The 8,236-nt window shown below is 66.3% G+C and carries 9 protein-coding genes; 3 read left to right on the top strand and 6 right to left on the bottom strand.

What is annotated here, in order from left to right; all coding sequences use genetic code 11:
- The coding region (locus QOJ24_RS19070) for an LLM class flavin-dependent oxidoreductase (RefSeq protein WP_526264008.1) at window positions 1–492 on the top strand (492 nt) is incomplete at its 5' end.
- 2 nt (window positions 493–494) lie between these two features.
- Here the strand turns inward: QOJ24_RS19070 and QOJ24_RS19065 are convergent.
- The 6 genes from QOJ24_RS19065 to QOJ24_RS19040 are packed head-to-tail and all read right to left on the bottom strand — an operon-like array spanning window position 495 to window position 6,621.
- Window positions 495–1,304 carry a PaaI family thioesterase gene (locus tag QOJ24_RS19065; RefSeq protein WP_526264006.1) on the bottom strand — a complete coding sequence of 270 codons (810 nt, stop codon included), beginning with the start codon at window positions 1,302–1,304 and terminating at the stop codon, window positions 495–497.
- Window positions 1,301–1,792, bottom strand: coding sequence for a nuclear transport factor 2 family protein (locus QOJ24_RS19060; RefSeq protein ID WP_526264004.1), 492 nt, complete (start codon window positions 1,790–1,792; stop codon window positions 1,301–1,303). The genes QOJ24_RS19065 and QOJ24_RS19060 overlap by 4 nt, the downstream gene beginning before the upstream one ends.
- Window positions 1,793–1,833: 41 nt before the next feature.
- Window positions 1,834–3,024, bottom strand: coding sequence for a cytochrome P450 (locus tag QOJ24_RS19055; protein WP_526264002.1), 1,191 nt, complete (start codon window positions 3,022–3,024; stop codon window positions 1,834–1,836).
- Window positions 3,024–4,559 (bottom strand): FAD-dependent oxidoreductase, encoded by a 1,536-nt coding sequence (locus tag QOJ24_RS19050; protein WP_526264000.1) that lies wholly within the window; start codon window positions 4,557–4,559, stop codon window positions 3,024–3,026. Before QOJ24_RS19050 ends, QOJ24_RS19055 begins: the two co-directional genes overlap by 1 nt.
- Complete coding sequence (locus QOJ24_RS19045; protein ID WP_526263998.1) at window positions 4,556–5,494, bottom strand: fumarylacetoacetate hydrolase family protein; 939 nt, start codon at window positions 5,492–5,494, stop codon at window positions 4,556–4,558. Before QOJ24_RS19045 ends, QOJ24_RS19050 begins: the two co-directional genes overlap by 4 nt.
- Window positions 5,491–6,621, bottom strand: coding sequence for a VOC family protein (locus tag QOJ24_RS19040; RefSeq protein WP_526263996.1), 1,131 nt, complete (start codon window positions 6,619–6,621; stop codon window positions 5,491–5,493). The genes QOJ24_RS19045 and QOJ24_RS19040 overlap by 4 nt, the downstream gene beginning before the upstream one ends.
- 103 nt (window positions 6,622–6,724) lie before the next feature.
- On the opposite strand from QOJ24_RS19040, the gene QOJ24_RS19035 reads away from it, so the two are divergent.
- Both QOJ24_RS19035 and QOJ24_RS19030 read left to right on the top strand, forming a co-directional pair.
- The gene (locus QOJ24_RS19035) at window positions 6,725–7,387 is read left to right on the top strand and encodes a TetR/AcrR family transcriptional regulator (RefSeq protein WP_526263995.1); all 663 of its coding nucleotides are present in this window, start codon (window positions 6,725–6,727) and stop codon (window positions 7,385–7,387) included.
- Window positions 7,388–7,444: 57 nt separating this feature from the next.
- Window positions 7,445–8,230 (top strand): glycoside hydrolase family 16 protein, encoded by a 786-nt coding sequence (locus QOJ24_RS19030; protein ID WP_526263993.1) that lies wholly within the window; start codon window positions 7,445–7,447, stop codon window positions 8,228–8,230.
- Window positions 8,231–8,236 lie beyond the last annotated feature (6 nt).

The raw sequence follows: 8,236 nt of genomic DNA, 5'->3' as shown, positions 1-8,236 counted from the left end.
GGCATCTGGACCACCGACGACTACTCCTTCGAGGGCCGTCACTTCTCCGCCAAGGGCATCACCGCCCACCCGCGTCCGGTGAGCAAGCCGCATCCACCGATCTGGATCGGCGGCAACACGGCCGCCGCGCGGCAACGGGTCGCACGATTCGGTGACGGCTGGTGCCCGTTCCCCGCGCCCGCTGTGCTTGCTCAGACGGCCCGCACCGCGGCGCTTGACTCGATCGATGGGCTGGCCGAGGGCATCGCCGACCTTCAGCGGCGCTGCGATGCGGCGGACAGGGACTGGACCGGTATCGACATCACCTTCAGCAATCTCGGCGGAGGATCGCCCGGTGACGACGACTTCAACGCCGATGCGTACCTGTCCGCGCTGGAAAAGCTTGCGGCGGTTGGCGTCACATGGGTCCAGGTTCAGGTGCCCGGCGACAGCCTGCAGCATGCGGTGGACGCGATCGGGCTGTTCGGCAGCTCCGTCATCGCTTCCGCGTGATGTCAGGCATAAGCGGTGACGCGCCCGACGAGTGCGACCTCATCGTCGGCGCCGACAGCCTGCGCCTCGGCAACGCCGCTGCGCCTGCCGACGCGTAAAGCGGTGGCCACGTAGCGGGCCTCGCCTCCGCTGAACAGCGGACGCAGATAGTTCACCCGCAGCGACGCCGAGTGCAGCAGTTCGTGTGTCCGGCCGACGTTGAGCACCGCCGAGGCCGCCAGTTCGAGTCCCGCCGCCGAGACCCCGCCATGGATGATGCCGAGCGTGTTGTTCAACGCGGAGTTCTTCCGCTGACGGAAGACATTCGCATCGTCGATGTCGAGCGCCATGATGTCGGCCAATTCGGTCGGCCGCGCACCGTCGACGGCAGGTGGCCATCCGGTGGGGTGTTCGCCCGAGCGCTTGATGTACACGGACCGGACCGTGCCCGTGCCGATCACTGCGTCGCCGACGGTGATCTCGCACCAGCCGAGCGCGGTGGCCGAGCCGCGACCGCCCGTAGGCCGCGCGGTCGCGACCGCCACTACATCCGGATGGTCGGCGACGACGGCAAGGGCGTCGGGGGTGAGTTCAAGCGTCAGCTCGCTTGTCAGCGTCCACTCGTCGGCGGTCTTGCGGTAGTGATTGACCAGGCCTGCAGCATGGTCGACCAGCACGGCCAGCGGGCCGATGGTCGGCGCTCCGGTCACCGGATTGACTAGTCCGGCCAGCGGCATCGAGCTGACGAATGGATCGGGACTGTCCACGATCGGCGCGATCCCGAATCGGCCGAGTGCGGTGCTTGTTGGATAGGCGACGGGTGCTTCGGTCATTTCATCACCCGCCGCGACACTCGGCCGATGACTCGTCGCATTCGGTCCGAGATATACACCGCGACAAGGCCGTTGAACACGTCTTCGCGCAGCCGGGTGAGCGTCGAGCTGGTGAAGAGCCACCGTCCATCGACCTTCTCGTAGGTTTCGGTGTAGTGCCCGTAGCCGCGCAGATTCACTCCGGGCCCGAAGCGGACCACGTCTTCGAGTGCCCACACACCGCGCGCGGTGGTGGCGGACGTCAGCTCGATCTCGGGTGCGTGAACCTGGTGGACGGTCGCCTGGTTGCGCAGACCCTTGCGGGTGAAGGCGACGAATTCGTCGGCGCCGCGGATGACCTTGCCGCCCGCGGATGACGTGTCGCTGAGGAAGTCGTCGGCGAACAGCTCGCGCCATCCCTGCCAGTCCTTGGTATCGAGCAGCCTGCAGTAGCGGGCCTTGAGCTGCTTGATCGCCTCGATCTCGAGCAGGGTGGCGCTGTCGTCCATGGCGATGAGGGTGACAGTGCGGGCTTGCTTTGTAAAGCTGGCTAGGGGATGAGCTTGAGCGGCAGGTGTTCGTGCCGCCGGATGATGTTGTTGATCGCCCATGTCGGCTCGGCCGTCGGCTCGATGCGGTCAACGCGGTCCACCAGTGCCCGCAGCATGGCCGAGGTCTCCAGCCGCGCCAGGCTCTGGCCTGCGCACGCATGCGCGCCCTGGCCAAAACCGAGATGGCGGTTGGCGTCGCGGCGGATGTCGAATGTGTCGGGGTTCTCCCATTCGCGTTCGTCGCGGTTGGCCGACGCGTAGATGACCAGCACACGCGCGCCTTCGGGGATCGCGACACCCGCCACGTCGGTCTCGACGCGAGTGTGGCGAGCGAATGCGCGCAGTGGTGATTCGAACCGGATGACCTCGTTGACCGCGTTGGGGATCAGCGACGGGTCGCTCTTGAGGATCTGCCACTGCTCCTGGTGCGTCGCAAAAAGGTGCAGCGCACTGGAGATGGCGCTGATGGTGGTGTCGAGCGACGGCGCGATGTAGTCGATCATCAGCGGCGCGCACTCGGCGTGAGAGAGCTTGCCTGCGTCCGCCGCGGCCAGCAGTTCGTGGGTCATGCTGCCCTCGATGACGCTTCGGTTGCGCACCACCCGTCGGGCGAACCACAGCATCTGCAGCGACGCGGCAGCCGACCTGACGCACTGCTTGTTGAGTGGGCCGAGGACGTCGAAGGTCGCTGCGCCCCAAGCGAGTAACTTGCCACGGTCGTCGCGCGGCCAGCCGACGAGGTCGGGCACCACCGCGTGGGGCAACGCCGAGGCCAGATCGCCGACGCCGTCGACCTCGCCTCGCTTCAGCGCAGCCTCGACGACGTCGACCGCCAGCCGGTCGACGTTGTCGCTGACCGCCCGCAGAGCCCGGGGGAGCATTCGGTGGGCGACCAGCTTGCGACGTTGGTCGTGTTCGGCGCCGTCGCTGGTGAGGGTGGTGCCGCGGGAAAGGCGGTTGGTGAAGGGGTTGAGCGCGACTCCCTTGCCGGAGACGAAGGTTTTGTCGTCTCGCAACACGGCCTTGCACTCGGCATATCGGGGAAGCGCATACAACCGGTGCCGCGACAGCCACACCACGGGGCCCTGTTCGCGCAGCCGCGCATAGTGCGGATATGGGTCGATGATCGCGCCGGTGGTGTAGATGTCCGCCGGGTACGTGGGGGTATCGCGGGATACCTTGGTGCGCATTACTTTTCCCCTTCGCCGGCGTGAAAGCGTGGTACCGCGTCGCACAGCTTGTCGACCTGGCTGCCCGCCCGCATCACCGTTCGGTCCGGGCGAACCACCGCTGCGGCCGCTCGCCCGTGCCGCAGCCACTCGGCGAGATCGGTGCCGGCCCCGGCGATATGGACGGCTGCACTGCGCTGCTCGAGGCGGGTTCGTTGCTCGGCGCTCACGGGTACCGCCGAAACGAGTGCGAACCCGATTCCGAGGGCCTGGTCCAGGCGTCGGCCGTCGGCGAGAACAGGGTTCGGGCACAGCGTTCCCGTTATCCGCCGCTGTCTGTGCGACCGGTGCACCAGCATGGAGTGACGCAGGGCGGGCGTGGTGCTGTCGACGACCTTGGCCCGCAGGCCGGGGATGTGGTGCAGCTGCGGAACGATGATGCGGCGAGCCAGGTTTCCGAGCTCGCCGCCCGACGTCATCGACCGTCCGACGGTGAGCGCGAGCCGGATCAGGGCGCGGGTGTGTGGTTTGCGCTCCTGCTCATAGCTGTCAAGAACAGCGTGCGGGAGGTCGCCAGCCAGGACCGCCGCCAGTTTCCACGACAGGTTCACCGCATCCCGTATCCCCGCACCCATGCCCTGTCCGATGAACGGCGGGGTGAGATGGGCGGCGTCGCCGAGCAGAAAGACGTTGCGGCGCCGCCACGTGTCGGCAATCTGCGCCCGAAACGTGTACTCCGCGACGCGGATCAGCTCAAGCTCGTCGTCTGCGGCCTGCGCGGTCCACGGTGCGATGAGAGGTTCGAGCGCCGCCAGGCTCGTGTAGTCCTCGGCGGTCTCACCGGGCAACAACCGAAACTCCCAGCGGTAGCGGGCATCACCGATCCGCATGTAGGTGCCCGCGCGTTGCGGATCGCACACCTGGTGCACGCCTTCCCACTGGTCGAGGTCGACGTCGGTGGCGACATCGACAACCAGCCAGCGCTGCTCGAAATTCAGATCACGCATGGTGGAGCCGACCGCGGCGCGCACAACGCTGTTGGCGCCGTCGCAGCCGAGCACATAGTCGGTCTCCACGGCGTGCTCGCGGCCGCCGGTACGGTCGGTGAACGCGACGCGGAGGTGGCCATCACCTTGGTCGGTGACGCCGACGACCTCGGTGTCGCCGCGAAGCGTCGCATGGCGGTAACGCTTGAGGTTGTTGCGCAACAGCACCTCGAACTCGGGTTGGTCGAACATGTTGGCCTGCGGGAACCCGTTGACGCCGCATGCGGTGTCGCGCCGGAACTCGGCCAGTACGCGCATCCTGTTGTCCAGCAGCCGAAGTCCGTGTGCGGGTCGCGAGATCGCGGCGAACTCGTCGGCGATGCCCAGCCGGGCGATGATCCGGTAGATCTCGTCGTCGAGATGCACGGCGCGGGGCTGCGGGTACACGTCGGGCCACCGGTCGAGCACGAGGCTGTCGACTCCATACTGTGCCAGCAGCGTGGCGGCGGTGACGCCCGTCGGCCCGGCACCGACGATCACGACCGGCACCTGGGAGACGTCGTGCGTCACTCGTACCTCACGACCGTGCGTTGGGATCCGAGATCGATCGCACCGTCGTCGGTGGCGACGCCGAGTTCCACCACGTCGCCGGCCCGAAGGTACTTGGGGTTGCCGGCCTGCCGCTTGAAGAAGACCTTCCACTTCACGGCGGGCGGAAGCAGGTTGCCGATCATTTCGACCGGCTTCGGCGGGGCGCTGAGCGCGGTGCCTGCGGGGGTGCCGGTCATCACGAGATCGCCCGCGTCCAGCCGCTGAAAGCGCGAAAGTGCTTGCAGCGCTCGCAGGGGGCCGTAGATCATGTCGCTCTCGACGACCATGTTCTGCCGGATTTCACCGTTGACCCTCAGTTGCAGTCTCAGATCACCGAATCGCTTGAGTTCGTCAGCGTCAAGCAGCACCAGGGCGGGACCGACGGGTGTGAAGGTGGGGTAGGACTTGGCCTCGTAGAACTGGGTCTGGGGGAGTTGAATGTCGCGGGCGGAGACGTCGTTGGTGACGACGAGACCGGCGATGTAGTCGGCCAGGTTGTCCTCTGTGATGGTGGTGCCGACCGCGATGTTGCGTCCGATGACCAGACCGATCTCCACTTCGTAGTCCAAGAAGCGGACGTGAGCGGGCTTGACGATGTCGTCGACGGGTCCGCTGATCGACCCGGATGTCTTGCGGAAGAACGTCAACGGGATCGATGCCGGGTTCATCCCGGCATCGCTGACATGCGACGCGTAGTTGGTCATCTGCGCGACGACGCGGCACGGCGCCGTGACGGGCGCCACCAGCGTCAGGCTTTCGACGGGCACCGTATCGCTTCCGTGTCCGGGGGCGTCGATGGCGGCGCGGTCGGCGAGCAGCTCGCCGGTTGTCGTCGCGGTGGTCGCGATTTTAGCTGCGCCAGTGGGGGTTTGGACCCACCACGCGTCGGCCGTGCGGAGGACGGACGTGGTCATGAATTGGCTACTTTCAGAAGGCCGCGCAGGCGGGGGAGGGTGAATTCGTTCCGATGGCGAAGTGCATTGACGACCGAGAGCGCTTCATGCGGTAGCGCACCGGGATTGATACCGAGGAAGTCCTTGGTGACCGGAGGGCCCCACTGCGCCAGGCCGGAAGCCGTGAACTGTGCCCATCCCGGTTCCAATGTGTTGTCGAACATGTCTCCGTCGGCGAAGTGCTCGACGAGGAAGCCGTCCGGATCACGCCAGTAGTCGAAGATCTGGCTGCCCTGAATGTGACGGCCGATGCCCCAGGACCGGAAATAGCCCTGCTTGCTGAGGTATTCACCACCCGCGGCGAGCGCATCCAGATCGCACACCTGATAGGCGGAGTGCACATAGCGGCTGGACGGTCCCAGGGCCAGCGCGAGACTGTGGTGGTCGGCAGGCACCGAGCCGCGGTCACAGCGGATGAAGCTCATCACCGGCCCGCGGGCGCGCTGGCCCGGATAGAAGAGGAAATCGCTGACGATCATCCCGAGGTTGTCGAGGTAGAAATTCAGCGCCTCGGTGTACCTGGTGGTCTGCAGCACGACGTGCCCGAGCCGTTGGACGACCGCCGCCACCCGCGGCGGACGTTGCGCCGCATTGGTGCGGTTGAGTTCGTGTCCGACATTGATGATGTGCGGCTGCTGATGCACGAGCTCAGGCAGCTCGTGCATGCCTGCGACGACGCGTACGGGCAGGCCGCTCGGGTCGGCGAGTTCGACGCAGATTCCTCCCACGGATTCCGGCAGCGGTTTCGTCGATGCGCCGGTGGCATCGGCCAGCCGCAGCACGTCGACCTCGTCGACGGCCCGAAACGCGGTGCCGACGAACCGCGACCGGTCGCCGCGGCGCAGCAACACGCACGGCGCTCCGGGGTCGGCGCCGCGTAGGTGGAGCTCGTCGGGTGTGCGCGTGACCGTCGTGAAGCCGAACGCGCGGGCGAACGCCTCGGCCCGGTCCAGATCCGGCTTCTCGAACTCGAGCCACGCAATATCGGCCACCTTGATGACCGGGTTGCGCGCCCGTCCGGAGTGCTCCCCGGGCAATGCACCCTGCTCGCTGTGCAGTTCGTTATGGGCGCCGACCGTGTTGCTCATCAGGACCTCCTGTTAGTTGACGAAATCGTCACATGCGACGACACAATCAGTCAATACTTCTGACGAAATCCTCAACACTGAGACTCTCTGCTACCGTGAGGGCGTGACCGATCTGTCAGACGCCCCTGTCAACCGGCTGGAACGGCGCAAACAGCGCACCCGCGCCGCGCTGATCAGGGCGGCACAGGCGTTCATCGCCGAGGGCAAGGTCAACGTGCCGGTGCTGGAGATCACCCAGGCGGCCGACGTCGGGATGGGCTCGTTCTACAACCACTTCGAGAGCAAGGAGCAGCTTTTCGAGGCTGCCGTCGCCGAGGTGCTGGAATACCACGGCGCCTTGTTGGACCACCTGACCTCGTCGATCGACGATCCGGCCGAAACGTTCGCATGCAGCTTCCGGCTCACCGGCCGGCTGTTCCGCAGGCGCCCGCAGGAGAGCCGGATCCTGCTCGCCAACGGTATGGCGCTGCTGTCGTCGGATCTGGGCCTCGCGCCGCGCGCACTTCGCGATATCGAGGCGGCCGTCAGCGCAGGTCGCTTCACGGTCGACGACCCCGAACTCGCACTTTCGGTGGCTGGCGGCGCGCTGCTCGGCCTTGGCAACCTTCTGCGCAGTCAACCCGATCGCGACGACGCCGCCGCCGCGGATACCGTCACCGAGGACGTTCTGCGGCTGTTCGGGCTCCCCGCAGATGAGGCCCGGGAAATTTGCCGCCGACCGCTGCCTGACCTGGGCAGTTCCCAGGTTCCCGACTCCGCGGCCTGAGCGGGGCCGCCCGCTCAATTTGCATACCGTCCAATGTTGCGGCTTTCATGTCTATCTGTGCCTGAATTAGATCGTCGCAGCATGATGGTGATGAGTGGGATCGGACTGCTTTCAGCGGTGATGCCACTCCCGAAAGCCGGGGCAGCGCCCTCCTACGTCTTCGAGGACAACTTCGACGGCCCTGCGGGGTCGGCGCCCGATTCGTCGAAATGGATGATTTCCAAGGCCCGCGAGACGATGAAGGACCCGACGTTCTGGGAGTTGCCCGAGAACGTCGGCCAGTATCGCGACGACCGTCGCAACGTGTTCCTCGACGGCAAGTCCAATCTGGTGATCAAGGCGTTCAAGGACGGCGACACCTTCTACGGCGGCAAGATCAACACTCGGTGGGAGGGCGGCATCGGGTACACCTGGGAAGCCCGGATGAAGTTCGACTGCCTGACGCCCGGAGCGTGGCCCGCCTTCTGGCTGTCCAGCGACGCCAACGGTGAGATCGACGTCATCGAGTGGTACGGCAATGGCAAGTGGGCGTCGGGAACCACCGTGCACGCCCTGGCCAATGGTTCGGAGTTCGCGACCCAGAACGTCGCAGTGGACAGCGCGTGGCACACCTGGCGCGTCAAGTGGGACGACGCGGGCATGAGCTTCTGGCAGGACTACACGGACGGGGCGGCGCCGTACTTGACTGTTCCGGCCAACTCGCTGGCGGATTGGCCGTTCAACAATCCCGGCTACAAGGTGTATCCGATCTTCAACCTCGCGGTGGCCGGTTCCGGCGGCGGTGATCCGACCGGGGGAACGTACCCCGTGCAGATGCTCGTCGACTGGATTCGCGTCTGGTAGTCGCGG

The sequence above is a fragment of the Mycobacterium sp. genome (assembly GCF_032159775.1).
Lineage (GTDB): Bacteria > Actinomycetota > Actinomycetes > Mycobacteriales > Mycobacteriaceae > Mycobacterium.
This window is presented reverse-complemented; position numbering and strand designations above follow the sequence as displayed.